General features: G+C 57.1%; 20 protein-coding genes and 1 riboswitch. Of the genes, 7 read left to right on the top strand and 13 right to left on the bottom strand.

The annotated features are described in order from the left end of the window. Positions 1-5: 5 nt before the first annotated feature. From thiE to RI501_RS11480, 4 genes are all read right to left on the bottom strand, one after another. Positions 6-668 carry a thiamine phosphate synthase gene (gene thiE / locus RI501_RS11465; protein WP_313822717.1) on the bottom strand — a complete coding sequence of 221 codons (663 nt, stop codon included), beginning with the start codon at positions 666-668 and terminating at the stop codon, positions 6-8. Further along, positions 668-1483, bottom strand: coding sequence for a bifunctional hydroxymethylpyrimidine kinase/phosphomethylpyrimidine kinase (gene thiD / locus RI501_RS11470; RefSeq protein WP_313822720.1), 816 nt, complete (start codon positions 1481-1483; stop codon positions 668-670). Before thiD ends, thiE begins: the two co-directional genes overlap by 1 nt. A gap of 20 nt (positions 1484-1503) precedes the next feature. Beyond that, on the bottom strand, positions 1504-2292 hold the full coding sequence (gene thiM / locus RI501_RS11475; protein WP_313822722.1) for a hydroxyethylthiazole kinase: 789 nt from the start codon (positions 2290-2292) through the stop codon (positions 1504-1506). A gap of 104 nt (positions 2293-2396) precedes the next feature. Beyond that, positions 2397-2502, bottom strand: a riboswitch (TPP riboswitch). A 45-nt stretch (positions 2503-2547) separates the two neighbouring features. Next, complete coding sequence (locus RI501_RS11480) at positions 2548-3384, bottom strand: oxidoreductase (RefSeq protein ID WP_313822724.1); 837 nt, start codon at positions 3382-3384, stop codon at positions 2548-2550. 345 nt (positions 3385-3729) lie between these two features. Between RI501_RS11480 and rlmD the strand changes: the two genes are divergently transcribed. The 3 genes from rlmD (at position 3730) to RI501_RS11495 (ending at position 6698) form a co-directional block, all read left to right on the top strand. Continuing rightward, entirely contained in the window at positions 3730-5175 is a 1446-nt protein-coding gene (gene rlmD / locus RI501_RS11485) for a 23S rRNA (uracil(1939)-C(5))-methyltransferase RlmD (RefSeq protein WP_313822726.1), read from the top strand. Between the two features lie 71 nt (positions 5176-5246). Continuing rightward, positions 5247-5675 (top strand): DUF2628 domain-containing protein, encoded by a 429-nt coding sequence (locus RI501_RS11490; protein WP_313822728.1) that lies wholly within the window; start codon positions 5247-5249, stop codon positions 5673-5675. Positions 5676-5843: 168 nt separating this feature from the next. Next, positions 5844-6698 carry a DUF368 domain-containing protein gene (locus RI501_RS11495; protein ID WP_313822729.1) on the top strand — a complete coding sequence of 285 codons (855 nt, stop codon included), beginning with the start codon at positions 5844-5846 and terminating at the stop codon, positions 6696-6698. A 96-nt stretch (positions 6699-6794) separates the two neighbouring features. Here RI501_RS11495 and RI501_RS11500 read toward each other — a convergent pair whose 3' ends face one another. The 4 genes from RI501_RS11500 to RI501_RS11515 all read right to left on the bottom strand — a co-directional run bounded on the left by RI501_RS11500 (position 6795) and on the right by RI501_RS11515 (position 10081). Further along, positions 6795-7064: a type II toxin-antitoxin system Phd/YefM family antitoxin gene (locus tag RI501_RS11500; protein WP_313822731.1), complete on the bottom strand. Its 270-nt coding sequence runs from the start codon at positions 7062-7064 to the stop codon at positions 6795-6797. A 36-nt stretch (positions 7065-7100) separates the two neighbouring features. Beyond that, entirely contained in the window at positions 7101-8606 is a 1506-nt protein-coding gene (gene glpK, locus RI501_RS11505; protein WP_313822732.1) for a glycerol kinase GlpK, read from the bottom strand. 132 nt (positions 8607-8738) lie between these two features. Then, positions 8739-9386, bottom strand: a complete 648-nt coding sequence (locus tag RI501_RS11510) for an endonuclease III domain-containing protein (RefSeq protein WP_313822734.1) — start codon at positions 9384-9386, stop codon at positions 8739-8741. 449 nt (positions 9387-9835) lie between these two features. Beyond that, positions 9836-10081 carry a hypothetical protein gene (locus RI501_RS11515; RefSeq protein WP_057733444.1) on the bottom strand — a complete coding sequence of 82 codons (246 nt, stop codon included), beginning with the start codon at positions 10079-10081 and terminating at the stop codon, positions 9836-9838. A 183-nt stretch (positions 10082-10264) separates the two neighbouring features. On the opposite strand from RI501_RS11515, the gene RI501_RS11520 reads away from it, so the two are divergent. Then, positions 10265-10921: a hypothetical protein gene (locus RI501_RS11520; RefSeq protein ID WP_313822737.1), complete on the top strand. Its 657-nt coding sequence runs from the start codon at positions 10265-10267 to the stop codon at positions 10919-10921. Between the two features lie 78 nt (positions 10922-10999). Here RI501_RS11520 and RI501_RS11525 read toward each other — a convergent pair whose 3' ends face one another. From RI501_RS11525 to RI501_RS11535, 3 genes are all read right to left on the bottom strand, one after another. Further along, a complete protein-coding gene (locus tag RI501_RS11525; RefSeq protein ID WP_313822739.1) occupies positions 11000-11323 on the bottom strand; it encodes a hypothetical protein in 324 nt (107 codons plus the stop codon). A gap of 36 nt (positions 11324-11359) precedes the next feature. Further along, a complete protein-coding gene (locus RI501_RS11530; RefSeq protein WP_313822741.1) occupies positions 11360-11863 on the bottom strand; it encodes a hypothetical protein in 504 nt (167 codons plus the stop codon). A gap of 247 nt (positions 11864-12110) precedes the next feature. Further along, the gene (locus tag RI501_RS11535) at positions 12111-13004 is read right to left on the bottom strand and encodes an alpha/beta hydrolase (protein WP_313822743.1); all 894 of its coding nucleotides are present in this window, start codon (positions 13002-13004) and stop codon (positions 12111-12113) included. Between the two features lie 165 nt (positions 13005-13169). Between RI501_RS11535 and RI501_RS11540 the strand changes: the two genes are divergently transcribed. From RI501_RS11540 to RI501_RS11550, 3 genes are all read left to right on the top strand, one after another. After that, on the top strand, positions 13170-13964 hold the full coding sequence (locus RI501_RS11540; RefSeq protein ID WP_313822745.1) for a tyrosine-protein phosphatase: 795 nt from the start codon (positions 13170-13172) through the stop codon (positions 13962-13964). 260 nt (positions 13965-14224) lie between these two features. After that, complete coding sequence (locus tag RI501_RS11545; protein WP_396442526.1) at positions 14225-15172, top strand: alpha/beta hydrolase; 948 nt, start codon at positions 14225-14227, stop codon at positions 15170-15172. Positions 15173-15621: 449 nt separating this feature from the next. Beyond that, positions 15622-17727, top strand: a complete 2106-nt coding sequence (locus tag RI501_RS11550; RefSeq protein ID WP_313822747.1) for a hypothetical protein — start codon at positions 15622-15624, stop codon at positions 17725-17727. A gap of 54 nt (positions 17728-17781) precedes the next feature. Here the strand turns inward: RI501_RS11550 and RI501_RS11555 are convergent, their stop codons facing one another. Next, positions 17782-19338: an N-6 DNA methylase gene (locus RI501_RS11555; protein ID WP_313822749.1), complete on the bottom strand. Its 1557-nt coding sequence runs from the start codon at positions 19336-19338 to the stop codon at positions 17782-17784. Positions 19339-19430: 92 nt separating this feature from the next. Then, a complete protein-coding gene (purB, locus tag RI501_RS11560; RefSeq protein WP_313822751.1) occupies positions 19431-20726 on the bottom strand; it encodes an adenylosuccinate lyase in 1296 nt (431 codons plus the stop codon). Positions 20727-20903: the final 177 nt, after the last annotated feature.

The raw sequence follows: 20903 nt of genomic DNA on the forward strand, positions 1-20903 counted from the left end.
CGCAATTATTTTGCCGGTTTGGTGAACGCCGCGCGCATGGCGCGAATCGCGGTCTGGGGCTGGTCGTGGCGGGTCAAAAGCGTGATCACCGCCACACCGGCCGCCCCGGTCTGAGCGATGGCCGGTAACGACTCGAGGGTCACCCCGCCGATGGCCACTACTGGGACCTTGGACTGGGCCACCAGTTGAGCCAGACCGGCCGTCCCAATCACGGGATCGGCATCGTCCTTGGAGACCGTCGGGTAGATGGGACCACTCCCCAAATAAGCAATCCCGTCGATCTGGTTAGCCGCAGCGACCTCGGCCGCCGTCGAACACGACAATCCCACGAACATCTGGCGGTCGTCGGTGGCCGCCAAGACTTGTTGAATGCGCTCGTCGCTCTGACCCACGTGAATGCCATCGGCGTTTAGCTGCAGCGCCATCTCGACGTCATCGTCGACGATGAACGGCACGTTGGCCGCCCGGCACTGATCGCGCAGGTCGCGGCCTAGCGTCAGCCGTTGTTCGGGCGTCAGCGTGCTGGCCCCCTTGTCGCGAAACTGGTAGGCCGTGATACCGGCCGCCAGCATGGTGGCCAACACGTCGCGTAAATCTCGGCCGGGCACGTCTTGACTGCCCGCCACAAAGTAGGCCCGGAGCAAGCCGGGTTCAAAAGTTACTGACATTATAGCGTTCCCCCTTGATTGTAAGCCCAATGGTTCAGCGGTCCGTGGCCGTGGCCAACCTCGATGGGGTGGGCGATGGCCGCGGTGACGTAATCCTTACCCAAGCGAATCGCCGTCTCGAAGTCGGCGCCCTTCGCTAGCTCGGCCGTGATGCACGACGACAGGGTGTCGCCCGTGCCGTGGGTCCGCACCGTGTCGATCCGTGGGGCACTCAGCCAAAACGACCGACCGTCTTCAAGCAGGACAAAGTCACTGGCCTGATCCGGCGTGGTCTCGTGACCGCCCTTGATGATCACGTTCTTGGCCCCTAAGTTCTGTAGCTCAACCGCCGCGGCCTCCATCTCTTCTTTGCTATCGAGGGGCAGCCCCGTCAGACGCTGGGCCTCCAGTAGGTTGGGCGTCAAGACGTCGGCTAACGGAATTAATTCGTCACGCACCGTCGCCACGGCGTCGTCGGCGAGTAAGGCCGCGCCGCCCTTGGCAATCATCACGGGATCGACCGTCAACGGGCCGAAATGATAGCGTTTGAGATTCTCCACGACCCCGTGGACGTGTTCGGCGTCGGCCAGCATCCCCGTCTTGCAGGCGCGGATCTGGAAGTCATCGGCCAACGACGCAAACTGCTCGTCGATCAGCCGCTGCGGTAAGGCCAGGAAGTCCTGGACCCCCTTGGTATTTTGCGCCGTCACCGCCACGACCACCGCCGTCCCGAAGACGTGGCGTTCCTGCATGGTCTTAAGATCGGCCATCACCCCGGCGCCCCCACCGCTGTCGGTCCCCGCAATGGTTAGCGTTTGGGGAAATTCATTTGTCATTTGTCTGTCATCCTTTCAGCCTATTCGTAGGCCGCCACCGCCTCAATCTGGGCCACGGTGGTCTGCTGCAAGGCGTCCATTAATTTGATAATAAAGGTGCCGGCTCCCATCTGTGGGTCCGCCTGGGCAACCCGTTGGCCGATGGCCGCAAAGACCAAGTACGCGGTCTGGGCCGCTTCGAAGTAGTCGTCCTCAATCGCACAGAAGGCCGCCACGATACTGGACAGCATGTCGCCGGACCCCACGTACGTCTGGAACAGCGTGGTCCCATTGATAACCTGTACGGTGCGCGTCCCATCGGTAATCACGTCGGTCGGACCGGACAGGATCACCGTACACTTTTGCTTCTTGGCGCAGGTCTCGGCAATCGTGGCTAAATCACCAGTGCCTTGACCGGCATCGATGCCCTTGGCCTGCCAGTCGATCCCGGCTAAGGCCGCAATCTCACCGGCGTTCCCCCGTAGCACGTCCGGCTGAAAGGCCCGAAACAGATCTGCGGCCACCTGTGCCCGGTACTTAACGGCCCCCACCGCTACCGGGTCGACCACCAACGGCTTATGATACCGGTTGGCCAGCTGACCGGTCACCTTGATCTGGTGAACCTGCGGCGTGGTAAAGGCGCCCAGGTTCAAGCAGACCGCCTGCGACATCTGCACCATCTCGTCGGCCTCGTCGACCTCTTCGGACATGATGGGCGACGCGCCAATCGCGTTGATCCCGTTGGCCACGTCTTGAACCGTCACGAAGTTGGAAATGTTGAACACAATCGGATTTTGACGCCGTAAATCGTCCAGTAAACTGATTTTCATGTTGCAAATACCCCCAAAGATAGTTGTGCTAATCCTAGTGTGCCCCGCTCACCCGGCCGAAAAACACCAAAACGGCCACCCATTCGTCAAGTGAACGGGTGGCCGTCGCCAGTCAAACACGTTCCCTTCGCAAGTCTGGACTTGACAGGTTCAAAGGAATTGCGACAAGGTCACATCTCAGCCCGCGTGCGGACACTCCTAGTGTTAGTTATCTTTAGCATAGCATGTTGACGCGTCACGTCAACGATTCTTAGATTAATGGGTGATTCGTTGGGCCGCTTGACCAGTCAGCCGCCAGATCCGGTCCATGGTCTTATCGGACAAGAACCGCCGGGCTAACAGGATTTGACTCCCGGTGCCGGCGTGGTACCGGGTCTTAGGCCGCCGGGCCAGGGCCGCGCGGTCAACCAACCGGGCGATAACTTGCGGTTCGCTGGCGTAGCGCTTGGCCGCCGTCAGAATCGCCGCGGCCATGGTCGCGGTCTTGGCGTACGGTCCGTCACCCGAGGTCTCGTGGAGGTGGGTCGCCGCGATGTCGGCCCATTCGGATTGAATGCTGCCGGGTTCGATGACGGCCACGTGAATGCCGTGGGGCTGGAGTTCTAGCCGTAGCGTGTCCGAGAGACCTTCTAAGGCGAACTTGGACGCCACGTACCAGCTGGCCATGGGTTGCGCCACCTTGCCGTCAATCGACGTGATGTTGATAATCCGGCCGCTGTGTTGCTGCCGCATCATCGGCAGCACCGACTTGATCAGCCGCGCCGCCCCGAAGAGGTTCACGTCGAACTGCCCCAGCGCCTGCTTAATGGGTACGTCCTCTAGCGCGCCCAGCAGGCCGAAGCCCGCGTTATTAACTAAAATGTCGATGCGCCCGGTCTCACTCACAATCCGGTCGACCACTTGTTCCACGCTGTCGGCGTCCGTGACGTCCAACGCCACCGTGGTAATCCCTAAATCGTCTAAATCATTCATGCGGTCGACCCGCCGAGCCCCGGCGTATACCGTGACCCCGTTACGATGTAAATTCCGTGCAATGGCGTTGCCAATTCCCGATGACGCACCCGTCACCAGGGCAACTTTACGATGATGCATGGCCAAGCCCCCTTAAATTTTTCGATACCTGGATGTTGGGAAAGACTAAACGCTTCCGGAACAGTCAGCAACGGGCTGGAACGGAGCGGGCACGGCTTTGAGCCCGAAATTCGGGTCTCAAAGTCCGACCTTTGTCTAAGCCGTCTACTCACTAGTCATGGCTAAATCAGCGGTCTTCCACATAGGTAACTTAATTGTACCCAAAAGCACCCAGACTAGCTATGAAAGCGGCCCCATTTTAATGATTTTTTTAGTCCTGCAGGCGTCCCGCCCCGTCTGGCGGCAATCTTTGGTATAATGGTCAAGATTAATAGGTTTCAACTGTCACTATATAGGAGAAAATCAATGAGAAATTATCAAAAACGCGACGATTACCGGGACAACTACCGCCGGGGCCGCCGCAACGACCACCGGGACACGCCCCAGGTCGAAGTCGAAGAGGGCCAACGTTTTCCGCTGACCATCAAGAAGATGGGGATCAACGGCGAAGGCATCGGCTACTACAAGCGCATGGCCGTCTTCGTGCCCGGCGCGTTGACCGGTGAAGAAGCCGTGGTGGAAGTCACCAGCATCTCTCACCGTTACTTGCGGGCCAAGGTCCACCGGATTCGCAAGGCCAGCCCGTACCGCGTCGAACCGCGCGACAGCTACGCCGATCAGGTCGGTGGCTTCGAGCTCGAACATTTAGCCTACCCGCAACAACTTGAATTCAAGCGCGACATCGTCCGTCAATCGCTGGAACGCTACCACCCTTATGGTTTCAAGGATTACGATGTCCGTCCCACGCTGGGGATGGCCGACCCGTACGCCTACCGTAACAAGGCCCAGTTCCAAGTCCGTCAAGCCGCGGATGGCACGGTCCAAGCCGGCCTATACGCCGAACGCAGTCACGATTTGATCGACCTGCCCACCTGCTCCGTGCAGATGCCCGTCACCATGACCGTGATGCGCGCGTTGGTCAAGATGCTACAAGACTTAGAAGTCCCGATTTACGACGAAGCCCACAACTCCGGCATCGTCAAAACGCTGGTGGTCCGCGCGGCCGCCAACACCGACGACGTTCAGGTCACCTTCATCACCAACTCCAAAAAGCTGCCCCACAAGCACCAACTCCTGTTGCGGATGGCCGACGAGCTGCCCCAAGTGACCTCCGTGATGCAAAACATCAACCCGGGCAAGACGTCATTGGTCTGGGGCGAGGAGACCCAACACCTGGCCGGTGAAGAAACCATCACCGAAAAGCTGGGCGGCCTGGCCTTCAAGCTTTCCGCCCGAGCCTTTCTCCAACTCAACCCGGCCCAGACCGAGGTCTTGTACGACCAGGCGAAGAAGGCCCTGGACCTGCAACCCGGTCAAACCGTGGTCGACGCCTACTCCGGGGTCGGCACCATCGGGCTGTCGTTAGCCGACGTGGCCGCCGAAGTCCGGGGGATGGACGTTATCCCCGAAGCCGTGGCCGACGCCAACGCCAACGCGGCGCTTAACGGGATCACCAACGCCCACTACGAGGTCGGCACCGCCGAAGATCTCCTACCTAAGTGGGCCGTGGCCGGGTTCCGGCCGGACGCCATCGTGGTCGACCCACCCCGCACCGGTCTGGACGGTCACCTGATGGACACCATCTTAGCGATTCACCCGCAAAAGTTGGTCTACATCTCCTGCAACCCCTCGACGCTGGCCAAGGATTTAGATACGTTGACCGACGATTACCGCGTCGACTACATCCAATCCGTCGACATGATGCCGCAAACGGCCCGCTGCGAAGCGGTCGTCAAGTTGTCGCAACGATAGAATAATAGGCAACGCACGGCTTTCGTGGTAGACTTTTATTAACGAATTTTGTTAGAAAGTTGGCTAATCTCATGCAAGATCCTTTTAAGGGCTTTAACGATGACGACAACAATAACAACGGTAACGGCCCTCAAGGACTGCCCTTACCGCCGAATTACGCCACCGTCGTGAACCCGGAAACCGGTAACCTCCGCATCGCGAAAGTTGGGTTCTCATGGACCATGTTTCTGTTCCACCCGATTCCCACGATTTTCCGCGCGGACTGGTATAACTTTTTGTGTATCGTGGGGGTTGAACTTGGCGCCATCATGCTATTTAACATGCTAGTGCCGGCTAATCAACAAGTCACCGCAACCAGCGGTCTGGAACTCGGTATCGCCCTGCTCTGGGGGGCCATCTACAACATGATGTACTACAAGCACCTGTTCAATCAGGGCTTCGTGCCGGCCGACGAGCGCTCGCGCGACCTGCTCACCCGAGCCCACTATTGGAAACCCTAATCTCAGCATTTAACGCTAAGCCGTTCCTGCCAAGGAGCGGCTTTTTAGGTGGGAACTATTCTTCAAGTTTTGCTTAAATGCGTCGTTCAAAATTGATAAACCCTGTGAACCTTGATATGCTAAGGAAAAACTCAGTTACCCGCTTCGCTGACAAGGAGGATCCTACTCATGTTGACCCAACGGACGTCCAGTCTCGTGACCCGCGTTTTTAAAGGTATCATCATTGCCCTCGGCTTTATTCTACCCGGCGTTTCCGGTGGCGTGCTCGCCGCCATCCTGGGACTCTACGAACGCCTGCTGGGCTTCATGGCCCATCCCCGCCAGCGCTGGCGCCAGGACCTGCCGTTCTTTCTACCGGTCGGCATCGGGGGCGTCTTAGGCGTGGCCCTGCTCTCCGCACCGCTAGCCTACCTGCTGACCCACGCGCAAGTCATTGTCTTGTGGGGCTTCGCCGGAGCCATCGTCGGCACCCTTCCCGCCCTTCTCGCGACCGCCACGCAACATTCGCGCCGCGACCTGGTCGATTGGTTGTGGTTCGGGGGCACCCTGTTAGTCGGGGGCCTAGGGCTGTATAACGTCAGCCACCTGGGGACGCTACCCGCCAACTTCATCGGCTTCGTGGTGGCCGGCGGTCTGATTGCCCTGGGTGTCCTGGTGCCCGGCCTCAGCCCGTCGAACCTGTTGCTGATTTTGGGTCTGTTCTCCCCGATGCTCCTGGGGTTCAAGAACCTCGACCTATTGGGCGTCTTCTTGCCCATCGCCATCGGGGGACTGATCACTATGGCCCTGTTGGCGAAGGGCATCGAATACCTGATTGACCACCATCACTCGCGGGTCTACCACTTCATCATCGGCCTGGTGGTCGCCAGTACCGCACTGATCTTGATTCCCAACGCCCACGCAGCCGAAAGCATTTCCTACGCCGGGGCCACGCCGCTGACCTGGGGCGCGAGTCTATTAGCCGCCGGAGCCGGGATTGCCCTGGGCTGGTGGATGAGTCGCCTGGAAGCTAAATATAAATAAACTTAAAACGGACGCGATTCTCAGCTGAGGATCACGTCCGTTTCGTGCTTTATGAGTCCCCAAAAAGGCCGCTACCCCACGGTAACGGCCTTTTCATTACTCCTGTTTATCCGGTGCCGAATCACTTAAATCGGCATCGTTAGTCAGCCGGTCCATCTTGCGTTGCAGATCCTGATTCTGGGTCAACGTCGACCAGGCTTCCAAAGTCTGTTGCCAGGCCTGGTACTCGGCCTTCGAGACCATCACGACATTAGCGTGGTGTTGCCGTTGAACGACCACCGCGCCGTTATGCTGGTTGACCCAATCGGCATAGTGGGCAAAATGTTTGCGCAGCTTCTTGGTTGTTGTATCTTTGATTTGCGTCATGGTTCCTCCCCCTTCAACGGAATTCCCCCAAATTCGTTAGGGCTTAAACGTCCGCGTGGCTTTGACGGCTTGTTGCCACCCGGCATACAAGCGTTGCCGCCGGGCCTCACCCATGTCGGGCACGAACAGGCGACCATCGGCGTGGATCTGCTCGATCTCATCGAGACTGTCCCAGTAGCCGACCGCCAACCCGGCGGCAATCGCGGCCCCCGTCGCCGTGGTTTCTTCGTCGGCCGCTCGTTGGACCGGCGTGTTTAAGATATCGGCCTGGAACTGCATCAAGTAGCGGTTCCGCGACGCCCCACCGTCGGCCATCAATTCGGAAATCGTGATACCGGTGTCCTGCGTCATGGTGGTTAACACGTCGCGGGTCTGGTAGGCAATCGACTGCAAGGTGGCCTTGACGAAGTCGTTCCGGTTACTCCCGCGCGTCAGACCAAAGACCGCCCCGCGTGCATCGGGATCCCAATACGGCGCCCCCAACCCGTTAAAGGCCGGGACCACGTAGACCTCGTCGTCATCGGTCGAGGCCATGGCGGCCTGCCGCGATTCGGGCACGTTGTCGATGATCTTCAAACTCTCGTGTAGCCAGGCTAACGCGGTCCCGGCCACCAGGATCGACCCTTCGAGGGCGTAGGTGACCTTGCCGTCCAGCTGATAGGCAATCGTGGTTAGCAGGTTGTGCTTGGACGTTTGCGGTTCGTGGCCCGTGTTCATCATGGCAAAGGCTCCGTCGCCGTAAGTGTTCTTGACCATCCCCGGCTTAATCGCCAGTTGCCCCAGTAAGGCGGCCGATTGGTCCCCCATCAGTCCGGCAATCGGCACCTCGACGCCGTAGAACTGGAAGTTCTGGGTGACCCCGTAGACCTCGGAGCTGGATTTCACGGCCGGCAACATGGCCGCCGGAATGTTCAACCAATTCAAGACGTCGGCGTCCCAGGTCAACTCGTGGATGTTAAACAACATGGTCCGGCTAGCGTTACTGTAGTCGGTCACGTGAATCTTACCACCCGATAATTTCCAGGCCAACCAACTATCGACGGTTCCGAAGGCCAACTCACCTTTTTCGGCGCGTTCCTGGGCCCCGGCAACGTGGTCTAAGATCCACCGAATCTTGGTGGCACTAAAGTAGGCGTCAACCACCAACCCGGTCTTGGCCTGGATCTCGGCACCGTGGTCAGCGGCCAATTGCTTGGCCAACGCGGCGGTCTGTTGACTCTGCCAGCCCACGGCCGGATAGATTGGTTCGCCGGTGGCCTTGTCCCAGACAATCGTGGTTTCCCGTTGGCTACTGATCCCGATGGCTTGAATGTTCTCCGGGTGAATCGACGCGTCGATCAACGCGCTGGCAATCACCGACAAGACACTGTTCCAGATTTCATTGGCGTCGGATTCGACCCAACCGGCGTGCGGGTAGGACTGATGGACTTCCTTATACCCCTCAATCACCTTGCGCCCGCTGTGGTCAAAGATAAAGGCCCGCGTACTGCTGGTCCCTTGGTCAATCGCTAACACGTAGTTCTCCGGCTGCTTTAGTGCCATATGTAAAACTCCCTCCAGTTTCCCGTTCGTCATTTCGGAAACGGTTTCAAATTCGCTGCACTTATCATATCACGAAGTGTGCGTGACTCGGGAAAATTTGTTCTGGCCGACGCAGCCAGCCCACTGACCAAACTAAACGGTCAGGTGCTGTCCCGCCAGAAACGACGCGGCAAAGTCGCTATCGGTCTTGACCCGCTTACCGAACTCGTCGATCAGCGCGTGAAACTCCTGCCGGTCGCGTAGCCCCAGCGGAAATTGGGCCAGGACTTGCTTTTGAAACGCGGGGTAGGTCTTCGGCATGGTCGCCCCCAGCCAGCTAAACAAGCGCCGAGCGTAGGTGTCGACCATGAAGGTCCCGTGATCTAACGTGTACATCAAGATGTAATCGGCGGTCTCGTTGCCGATTCCGGTGATGGCCAGGAGTTCGGCGCGTTCCTGCGCTCCATCCCCCTGCCTGAGGGCAATCAGATCGTCATCGTGCTCGCCCAACCACGCGGCCAGGCTCAGGATGGCCGCGGCCTTACGGCGGTAAAACCCACTACTTTGAATCAAGGGTGTAAGGGTCGCTGGCGTCAACGCCCGCAACCGCGCTGGCTCAAAGGCCGTTTCGCGTTTCAGGTTGCGCAGAGCCGGTTCGACGTTACGCCAGTTGGTGTTTTGTACCAGGATGGCGCCCAGCATGATTTCCACCGGCGTCTCGGCCCAGGGCGTCCCCGGCTTCAACCAGGGTTGTGGCCCCATCGTGCGAGCCATGGTGTGGTACAGTTCTTCAATGGTCATGGTGTATCTCCAATCTATCTCGTAAATATTCGTTTAAAGTGAGCTAGCGATGTGCTTCCCCCGCTAATCATCTACTACTAATCGGCATTATTCATCCCTAGCCAAGAAGAAATCAGCTCCCCAAATTTGCCATAAATTTTAGCAATTTACATTTCTAAACGTTAAAGGCTTACCCACGGGAATGATCCCATCTTGCCTGGAGGTCCAGCCCCCACTGGCTCAGGGGTGAAATTTCACTTAGTCGGCGAATTATCCGACTTAGTGAAAGGTCGGCTTTTGAGACCTGCTTTGGGGCTCAAAACCGTGCCCACCCCGTTCCAGCCGGTGGGGGCTGGGCCGGAAGGCAGCCAGTTTAGACTAACGCAAAAAGGAGGCCAAAGTTGGTCTCCTTTCCGTGAACCCCTAACGCTTAAGGCCGGTAACCGCTAACAATCGCCGGTAAAACTCGATTACCGCTTGATGGTTAAGCGAATGTCGGCATCCACGTCTTTAGGATGGAGCTCTTCGTTGTAATCAAAATCCGCACTCTTAAAGTAGTGCTTAATCTCGTCGTTGAGTTCTTCGACGGGCCGCACGTCCTTATCCAAGCGTTTTAATAAAAGCGTGTATTCCTTAGAGTCTTCATCGACGTTTTCGAAGTGGTATTCAATCGCTTCGGAATTCAAAATTTCTTGAATCAACTGCCGTTCAGTCATCATTTCTACCTCGCTTATATTTAATTTCGTTACACCTACTATTCTACTATAGTTTTCCGCCAATCATTTGTTAATTATTTTATCGTCCCAAACAATTTTACCCGCTAAATCCCGTCAGGGCCTTCCCCTTTCCCGTTTTTTCGGTTAGACTAACAACTAGACTAACTCGAGGAGATGACACTGGTGGCAAAAATGCAGGATTTTGGACAACGCATGCGCTTTTTGGCCTTTTCCATCTTCCTGAACTCCGCCGCCAACGCGTTAACCATCTCCACCAACCTGGGGAGTGCCGTGTGGACCGGATCATCGGTCAACCTAGCCAACTGGATTCACGTGCCGCTGGGGACCACGCTGTTCATCTACGGCATCGTGATTACCCTCCTAAATCAGCTGTTACTGGGGCGCTTCGATCGGCGCCGCCTGGTATCCAACCTCCTCTACATCATCCCGTTTAGCTACCTGGTCGAGTGGATCGGGTACTTCTGGGACTGGCTGGGGGTCGGCCAACTGGGGTTAGTGGCCCGCATTATCGTCGACATCATCGGGCTCACCGGGGTGGCGTTCGCCGTGTCGATCTATCAACGCTGCAACATCATCATGCACCCCAACGACGACCTGTCCTACATCATCCGCTTCCGGTTTCTCCACGGATCGGCCATCATCGCACAGTGGGCGAGCTATCTGCCCCCGGTAATCATCATCGCGCTATCCTACTGGGCCACCGGGCAACTGCACGCCATCGGCTTTGGGACCATCTGGGCACTGGTCACGCAAGGCGCCGTGATGGGCTGGGCCGACGTTCACGTCTTTTCGCGGTTGAAGCACCACGTCGACGTTTAAGTTAATTGAATGTAACCTAAAACAGGCACCGCTACGGATTTCCGATGAAAAACCCGCAGTGGTGCCTGTTCTATTGTCTCATTCCTTAACCAGTAATACGATTCCCTCACCGGGGTATTCACCCGCATCGGCCTCGTCATCGCTGATCGCTAAGACGCCACCGCCCACGTACCAGCCGCGATAGCCAGCCCGTACTTTGGCGGTGTAGCCGACCCGGCTTAAGGCCCGGTCGATGGCCGCCGCATCGTACGGTGCCTGGGCCTCGAACGTCACGACCTTGACTGTGCGGTTGGGCACGTTGTTCAACAAGCGCTTGAAGTCGGCCATCCCCGCCGCCGTAGTGGGATCGTACTCCCCGACCGTGCGATCGTCACCCAGGTTCAGGTAGCTATTCGCCGCCACGTAGACCCGTTGATCGTACCGGGCCGTGGGGAACAGCTACATCACGGTCGCGTCCGCGGGATTGACCGCGGCATGTTGCGGACTCTGGTACAACGCGGCTAGGTTCATCCGCGCTAAAGGAACGGTCGCCGGTGCCACGGCTACGGGCGTCTTAACGGCGTTCGAGCCGCCCTGGATCACCGGGGCGGCCTTCAGATACCCCCGCCAGATCCAGCCACCACTGGTGTAGTCGCCGTTATTAACGTGATAGTAAATTAGCTGTCGGTGCGTGGCCTTATCATAGAGCTTCTCGTGTGCGTTGGTGTACCACACCTGGTTCGGTGTCGCGGCGTTAGCCCCGTAGCGCACCCCCAGATGAGCCGAGTACCGGGCGCCCCGCGTGGCGGTGTAGCTATACTGGCCCATTGAATGGCGCCAGACTAACCGCACGGAACGGCTACGCGCCGCCGAATAATTGCGTTGACTAGCCGATGCGGTGCTGCCCCCGAATAGTCCTAAGCTCAACCCCAGCGCCAACATCCCCTGAACATAATGTTTCATATTGAAAACCCCTTCCTTAAAATTAAGGGTAGCACTTTTAACTGGCAGCAGGTTTCCTTTTTAAACAATTAAGGATATTTCGCAGTAACTCTAGCGAGCGATTAGCCAGCCAGCTAAGCGCTGGCCCGGGAAACTAAAAAAACTGGGGGCCATTTAACGACCAAGCGACCACACTTCCTGAATTGGAAGCGTGGTCGCTTGGTCATAAATCCTCATCACCTAAAACGGTTAGGTGGCTAAGCCCACCCTAATCTTCCGGCAAGGCACCGGTTAAGATGAACTGTTTAATTTCCTTCAACGTCCGCTTGGTCTCCGGCAACTTACGCCACAGGATGTAGTCATGGAGCATCGACCGCACCGCGTGGGCCGCAAAGTCGGTTCCCGTCGCGTCTTCTAACTTCTGTACCAAGCGTTGGTCGTCGGCCGACAATAACTCGTTGGTCCCGTAATACAGGAGAATGGGGCCCAGATCATCAAAGTTACCATAAATCGGGCTAACCCGGGGATCGGTCACCGGATGGTCGCCGGCGTATTCAAACCCAATCTTCTTCAGCGTCGCCAACGTCAGGTACGGATCGTGCTTGGCTGCGGCGGTCAGATCCGGATTCATCATGCTCAGGTCGGTCCAGGGCGAGATCAGAATCGTTCCGGCCGGCAAGGCTTCTTGATGGACCTTTAACTGCTGCAACAGCGTCAACGCTAAGCCACCACCCGCCGAGTCCCCCATCAAGAAGAACTGGTCGTCGGGATACTGGGCGTGCAGATACCCGTAGGCATTGCCCGCAAAGCCCAGGGTGTCGTCAACCGTGGCTTCCGGCACCAACGGATAATCGACGTACGAGATTCGCAGGTTGGCCTCCCGAATCAACGCCGTCATCATCTCGCGGTGACTCGCGGTGCCCTGCATGGTGTAGGCGCCGCCATGAAATAAGATGATGTGTTGGGGCAACGGGGCGCCGGTCGCGGCGGTCAGGATCCGGCCACCAAAAATTTCTCGTTCCTTAGTCACGATGTCGGCCGGAAATTTCGCCGGCACCACGGCTAGGTTACGCCGACTGGGCTGTAAAAAAGCCTGTTGGATCTGTTGCTTGAGTTGACTGTGCTGGGTCTTGAAGAGTAACCATTTCCCACGCAAGCTCACGACTATCACCCTATCTTTTCCTTCGTCAATTTCTCGCACTCTTAGGGATAGTATACAGCGTTTCGCCCAAAAACGCTTGAAATCTCGAAAGGAATCACTAGGCTATTCCCGCAAAAACCGTTAGAATAGAGCCAGAACAACGCTGATTGAAAGGGTGGTAAAACAATGACAAACAGTCGGATTTTAAAGGTGACGGGCGGCCTCAACTTCCGCGAACTCGGGGGGTATCCTACCGTCGATGGGCGCACCGTGAAGTGGCACAAGTTGGTGCGGACCGCGGGGTTAGATAAGCTCACGACCGCCGACCAAGACTACTTAGCACACTACGGGGTCGTGGCCGACGTGGACTTCCGGTCCAAAGACGAGCGAACCCAGTCCCCCGACAAGGTCCCGACCGGTGCGACCTATCACTTTTTACCGGTCTTCCCGGACGGCGACGAGACCGACGCTTCGGCCAGCCAAGCCGACCTGGAACGCCGCTTCTCTAGCGACGGAACGGCCGGCTACCAGCACATGCTGGAAGTCTACCGCAACATGATCACCTTACAGACCGCCCAAAGTGCTTACCACGACTTTCTGGCCACCCTTTTAGCTAACGAGCAGACCGATCAGGCCGTCCTGTTTCACTGCACCGCCGGTAAGGACCGGACCGGCATGGGCGCCTTCTTAGCGCTCAGTGCCCTGGGCGTCGACCCCCAAGTCATTCGGCACGACTACCTGCTGACCAACGAAAACGTGGTTCCCATGGTGGACAAGATGTTAGCCCAGGCTAAAGCCGCCGGTAAAGGGGACGCCTTTATCGCCAACATCCGGGCGCTGTCCACGGTCAATCCGGACTACTTCGATACCGCCATGAAGGTCATCAACACCCAATACGGCGGGGTCCAAGATTACCTGCGTGACGTCCTCGACTTTTCCCGTAAGGACGTTGAAGCCCTGAAAGAACTCTACCTTGATTAAGTCAGAAGTCTGGGACAATCGTCTCGGACTTTTTTGTCTTCGAATGGCTGGTGTCGAAACGTGCGCCAAAAGGCAGCTGGTTCCGCTTAACCCCGTAAGTCAGGTAATCCAATTCCAGGATTATCTGACTTACGAACCGTCGTTCATGCTCACCAGCTAACCGCCTTTTGGCCCACTTTTTTCGTGATACTTGGCTTGTGTCCCACCGCGGCTTCTTCTATAATAACTGGGTATTTGCATAAGCAGAAAGGACGGATCCCGTGAAGAAAAAACTAACTTTGGCCCTCCCCTTAGTGGGGGCGGCCGCAACCGCCTTATTGGCCAGTGAACACCTGTTTAATTTCGCGTTCAAACGGGTCAACTACGTCCCCGAAACCTCCGCGGATAAGCAGAAATACGCGGACGCCTACTACGCTTACGTCGACTGGTACCAGGCCATCGACAAGCAAACCTGGTACCTGCACGAACACGATGCCAGAAATCGGATGGTCGCCGAATACATCCCCGCTGAGACCGCCAGTGACCGCACGGTAATCATCGGCCACGGCTACAAGGGTAACGGCGAAACCATGGCGAATTTCGCTCAGATGTACCACAACCTCGGGTTTAACGTGTTGTTACCCGACGACCGGGGTCACGGCGAAAGCGCCGGTAAATACATCAGCTTCGGTTGGCTGGACCGGTTGGATTACCTGCAATGGATTCAGCAGGTCATCGACCGTAGCGACCGGCCCGTGAAGATTCTCCTGTTCGGCGTGTCGATGGGCGGGGCCACCATGGAGATGTTGTCGGGTGAAAGCCTCCCGCCACAGGTCAAAGCCATCATCGCCGACTGCGGCTATTCCAGTGTCGAGGCCAAACTGGTCTATTTGCTGAAGCGCCAATATCATTTACCCAAGTATCCAATTGAACCGCTGGTCTCCACCATCTCTAAGCGGCGGCTGGGCTACTACTTAAACGACGTGACGGCGACCGGGCAACTCAAGAAAAACACGCGACCGATCCTGTTCATTCACGGTGAAAAGGACGTGTACGTACCGGTGGGGATGGCCTACGAGAATTACGCGGCGACCCACGCACCTAAGCAGCTGTGGATCGTGAAAAACGCCTCACACGCGGAGAGTTTCTGGATCAACCCGCAACGTTACCAGCAACGGGTGGTCCACTTCTTGAACACGTATTTCGACCCGCAGCAACCGTCGGCGTAGGTCTTAACCAGAATCTAAGGACTTTAGATTTACTTTACCAAATCGTCAAAAAGTCGTCACGGCTTACCCCATTTTCTATTCACAACTCCCGGGTATAGTTATCATCATAGTAATTCGCCAGTAACGGTTACTAGTCAAAATCTTTATCCAATCCCCTTTTGAATTCTCTCCCCCTAAGAGAATTCAATTCCTCGTCAGGTTCTCCTCAAACCTGATGAACTCCTCAAATTTGAGTTTCTCCCCTCATAAGAAACTCACTCCTCATAAAAGTCCCTTCGGCTTCCTCGGCTGAAGGGATTTTTGGTTTACCGCTAGGGTTTATCATAATATTTATAAGTAGTTTAGCTTGCCATTAACTCGCAGCATCCTATAATGGAACCATGAAACGTTGCATATAATAAACTATACATCATTGTGATTTTACCCTTTTACAAGGAGGATCCTGTTTTATGCCCGTCAAACGTCCCATTTTCCATGATTTATCGTTCTCTAATGCCGGAAAAAGATGGCTTGAAGTCTCCACCCTGGTTCTCAGCCTCAGTCTTGGCACACTAACCGAACCGACGATTGCCCGGGCCGCCAGTAATAGCGCCCCCCTTTCCCCAACGACCGCGTCAAGTTCAACCGCGACGACCAACCATGCGTCCACCGCGAACTCCAGCGCCCCAACCAAGAATACCGCGACGACGCCGAACAGCCAGGTCCAGCAAGTCCGCGCGAACACTCGTAAGACTAATTCAAATATTATCCGCAATAGAGAAACGGGAACTACAGCCACACCTAAACTTTCCCCTCAGGCTCTAGCAGCCCCCGTCGTCACGCTTCCCCGGGCGGCCGCCAGTCAGGCCCCAACCACGCCAACCCCAGCTGCGCCCACCGCGGCCAAGCTGGGCAACGCTAAAACCTGGATTCCCGACGACACCCTGCGCGTTTGGTTGGAACGGGTCGCTCAGGAACAACTCCGAAAGGTTATAGTTGGTGACGAAGACGAAGGAAAACCCCTATATCCGGACGTCACAATTACCGACGACAACCTCGCGGACTACGTCGATAAGGTGCCCGCCCTCACCGACGACAATACCCAGATTTTAACCCCCGATATTGCCATACCATCGGCCCCCGTCCCGCCAGCCAATGACGGTCCCGACGAGCATGGCGTCTGGCCCCACATTGACTTCCCGGACTACCCCGAAGTGAAGGTGGGCTTCATCCACGATTTAACCGGGATCGAACAATTCAAAAACATCACCGAATTCTCCCTTCAAAATCCCGAACGCGTCGACCTTACACAGCTTAAACATCTGTCACTGGCGTTCGCCCCCCACCTCCAGAAGGTCGTCATCCAGTACAGTCCCATGACGGCCGACGGCGAACCCCTAGTGGGCCCGGAACTCGGCCTAAACGTCAACGCGCAAGCCTACCTCGACCAGCTACTTCCCCAAAATCCAGAACTGACCGATTTATCCCTAAGCGGGTTAGGTCTGACGGGGGGCCTGCCCCACTTTGACCAATATCCCCAATTAATGTACGCCAACCTGGTCAGCAATCACCTCAGCGGCCCCATTAACTTTTACCCGGGGTTCGTTCGGGACCACGCGGACGTTACCGACGTCCATAACGACATTCACGTTCACCGGCTAGCCGTCACGAACAACGATTTTACCGGCTACTTACCGAGTGGCGACCTCAAAGGCCAAGTTGACTATGCCCAGAATCACATTCTAACGGCCCTCATAGACACCAGCATCGACGACGATCAGTTCTTTGACATCGGGACGCTTACCACAACGGCCACCCAGCCTACCCTAAACCTCACGCAACTGATCACGCACAACCTCACCGGTGAGCTCAGGGACCATTCGGCGGGTACGGTGGACGACGACTCCCAAGCCTTGACTTTAGCCCCCGCTAATGGTTTCCCGTTAACAATTTATCGGTTATCCGGCACTAGACCGAACGACGATATGGACGATGACGCCACGGACGACTTTAAGGTGACCCAGACGAACGGTGAATACATTGTGACGGTGACGCCCACCACCCCCAACGGGACCTACTGGTTTTCCGTCATCCCCAACGGCGATCCGCGGTCCGGGTCCAGCTACTCGGCCGATTTGGTGTTTCATTTGAATAATCAATTGATTCCCTCGAAACCTGAACCCACCCCGGAACCTGAACCCCAGCCACAACCTAAGCCTGAACCGCAGCCAGAGCCTAAACCGCAACCCGCGCCCCAAGTCACCCCGCCGACCGTCACGGTCACACCCGCGCGTTATCCCCTGACAGAGAACGTCAACGCGCAGATCACGCATCCCGTGGCGTTACCAACGGCGACCGCAATCATCCACGCCATCCAAGCCGCTCAGGGAACGGGGCCACGCTTCCCGGCACCTGCCACGACCAAGCGACCCGCAATCAGCCGCACACCAATCTCCTCACCCGCAGCCCCCCGACAACTCCCCCAAACTCACGAACGGCTAGCCCGATTCGCCCAGTTGCTCGGCGGAAGCCTGCTCCTGACCACCCTGATGGTCTACTACCGCAAGCGCCATTGACGCCATAATTGTTAAAGGCCCCCAGACCAATCGTCTGGGGGCCTTTAGTTATAGTTACTTGCGTTCACTCATCGCCCGCAACAGCGCCAAGGTCTCTGGCGTCGCCGCATCCTGACTCTGTACCAGCTGGGCCAACAAGCGGTTATACTCATTATCCAGCTGCGCCAATTCGCGTTTCGTCGCCTGAATCTCCCGCAGCGTCGTCGGCACGTCCACTGCCGGGTGCCGATCTGCCGGCGTCACGTACCGCGCCACGCTGAGGTCAAACGCGTTTGCGCGGAGTTCCGCCAGGGTCGCCAAATGGGCCAGGTGGGGGACCTCCTGCCGCTGGTGATACCGGTCCAAGATGGCCGTGACCGCCGTTGCCACCAAATCAATTTTCCCGTCTTGTTTCGTGCCGAACCCGGCTGCATCCAACAACCACACGTCCCGGGTCGTCCGGCCCCGCCGAAAGACCACCACCGCGCTAGCCGTCAACTGACCAATTTTAGCGGGAAGACTAATCACCGCGTCCAACAAGTTGTCCCGTTCGACGATCTGCCGACGAATCACGCCCTCGGCCTCCTGCCGGAACAGGCTGCCCACCGGCAAGACCACCGCCAGACAACCCCGATCCGTCAAATGGGCCAACATGTGCTCAACGAACGCCCAATCGGCCTTGGATTTGGGGGCAAACTGCCCGTAAGCCGTAAACCGCGGGTCGTTCGCCAGGTAGTGCGGGTCCCAGTAGGCCGCGGCCGGCGGGGTGGCCACAATGGCCGCAAATTTCCGACCAGCCAACCGGTCCGCCGTTAAGACATCCCCTACGGCGACCTGACCGTCCCGGTAGGACACCCCGTGAACCAAGAGGTTGAGTTGCGCCAAACTCGCCGTCCCGGGCATTAACTCTTGCCCGTAATACGTGGTGGCCCCCAAGCGTTGCCCCGCCAGAATCAGCGACGACCCCGTGCCCATGGTCGGGTCGTACACCGCCGTCACCGCTTGACCTTGGTCGACCAAGCCCGCTTGCAGGGTCGAGACCGACCGGGGAGTGTAAAAGCTCCCCGCGGGCAGGTGCACCCGGGCCGCCGCACACTGTAACAGGTTCTCGTACACGGCGCCCCAGTCGTCAACCGGTAATTGATAGACTCGTAGGAACAATCGGCTGACGTTTTCAATCCGCTGTTCCGCCGTTCCCCCGAACTGTAGACTGTCTAAGTCCACATCGTCGAACAAATGCACGAAGGTCGGACGCGACGTGGGCGTGGTCGAGGCGGCAATCTGGTCCATGGCCTGCTGTAAGGCTCCCGTCAGCCGCATACTTAAATCGTGACCATGCAGGTGGTGCATCGCCGCCAAGAACTGTTCCGGCCAGAGTTGGGGTTCCAGGTAAAAACCCAATTCTTCCTGCAGGACAGTTTGCAGGCGTTGGCGGTGGGTGGCGTCCTGCCAAACTACTTCCGGCCGCTGCGTCCCCAGGCGTTGGCGAACCACCGTTTCGACACTCATCGCCAGGTACCGGTAGCCGAAGAAACTCAGCGCCGCCTGCCAGTAAACCCGTTCGCCCCCCTTGGGTACCCCCTTGAAGGCTGCCAGTAGTTTTTTAAATGCCGTTGTTCGTCTTTGCGTCATGTTGCGGACCCCCTCAAGTTTTCTTATTAATTCGATTATAACCGGAGACACAAAACGCCGCCATCCCCGAGTGAGATGGCGGCGTTTGACGTCTATTCTAGACCTAAGCGTTTAAAAATCACGTCCACCCGGCGTAGGTGGTAGTGGTAATCGAAGGCGTCTTCGATCTGATCTGGCGTGAGCCGTGCGCGGATCCCCGCGCTGGCTTCCACCAACGGCCGGAACTGGGTCTGCTGATCCCAGGCCTTAGCCGTTAACGGTTGCACCAGGTCGTAGGCGTCCTCGCGACTCATCCCCGCCTCGATCAATTTCAGCAACAGGCGCTGACTGTAAATCAAGCCGTAGGTCCGGTTCATGTTGGCCAGCATGGTCTGCGGGAACACGTCGAGGTTGGTCAGAATCCGGTTGAAGCGGTGCAGCATGTAATCCAACAGCGTGGTGGTCTCCGGTAAGATGATCCGTTCGGCCGACGAATGCGAGATGTCGCGTTCGTGCCATAGACTGACGTTTTCGTAAGCCGTGATCACGTTACCCCGCAGGACCCGCGCCAGACCGGTCACGTTCTCCGAGCCAATCGGGTTGCGCTTATGCGGCATGGCCGACGACCCCTTCTGGCCGGGGTTGAAGTGTTCTTCGACCTCGTGGATCTCCGAACGTTGGAGACTGCGGATCTCCGTGGCGAACTCTTCAATACTGGTCCCAATCAAGGCTAACGTGGCAATGTAGTCGGCGTGTAGATCCCGGGGCAGCACCTGACTAGCGATCGGTTGCGCGGTGATCCCCAACCGGTCACACACGTAGGCTTCGACCTCGGGTGGCACGTTAGCAAACGTCCCCACGGCCCCGCTGATCTTACCGGTCTCAACGCCCTTAGCGGCCCGGTCGAAGCGGTCCAAGTTGCGTTGCATTTCCGCATACCAACGGGCAATCTTCAACCCGAAGGTGGTCGGTTCGGCTTGTACCCCGTGGGTCCGGCCGATCATCACCGTATCCTTATACTTCAACGACATGGTCTTTAACGTGGCGATCAACGTCACGATGCCCTGCCGCAACTGGGCGTTGGCTTGCTTCAAGCGGTAGCCCTGCGCGGTGTCGACTACGTCGGTACTGGTGACCCCGAAGTGAATCCACTTGCGTTCGGCCCCCAACGATTCGGATACGGCGCGGGTAAAGGCGACCACGTCATGGTGGGTCACGGCTTCAATCTCAGCAATGCGGTCCACGTCAAAGGTGGCGTTGGCGCGAATCTTCTCGGCATCGGCCACCGGGACCTCGCCCAACTGGGCCCAGGCCTCATCAATCGCAATTTCTACGGCTAACCAAGACGCGTACTGGTTCTGCAACGACCAAATCTTGCCCATCTCGGGACGCGTATAACGTGATAACATGGGATTCCTCCTTATTTTTACGGCAAAACACGAACATTTTAATAATCATTCGGTAAAACTCCGTCTGCTATTATAGCATAGATCGTCCCAGAATTGGACGGTTTCAACGATAAATCATCCCACCATTTAGTTTCTATCCTCAATAAATAGAATGATTATAGAAAATAATTTATAATC

Origin of the sequence: Levilactobacillus zymae (assembly GCF_032190635.1) — a bacterium.
Classification (GTDB): Bacteria; Bacillota; Bacilli; order Lactobacillales; family Lactobacillaceae; genus Levilactobacillus; species Levilactobacillus zymae_A.